At 48.9% G+C, this 237-nt stretch carries 1 protein-coding gene; it reads left to right on the top strand.

Going from position 1 to position 237, the window contains the following annotated elements:
- On the top strand, nt 1–237 hold a 237-nt coding region (locus IDG64_RS15695; RefSeq protein ID WP_206171378.1), incomplete at both ends, for a hypothetical protein.

The following is a 237-nucleotide window of genomic DNA, read 5'->3' on the forward strand; positions in this document are numbered from 1 at the left end:
CAGATTCAGACAGCGACTCAGACTCAGACAGTGATTCAGATTCAGATAGCGATTCAGACAGCGACTCAGACTCGGATAGCGACTCAGACTCAGACAGAGACTCAGACTCAGATAGCGATTCAGATTCGGACAGCGACTCAGACTCAGACAGTGATTCAGATTCAGATAGCGACTCAGACTCAGATAGCGACTCAGACTCAGACAGTGATTCAGACTCAGATAGCGATTCGGACTCGG

The sequence above is a fragment of the Staphylococcus sp. EG-SA-15 genome (assembly GCF_017151895.1).
Classification (GTDB): Bacteria; Bacillota; Bacilli; order Staphylococcales; family Staphylococcaceae; genus Staphylococcus; species Staphylococcus aureus.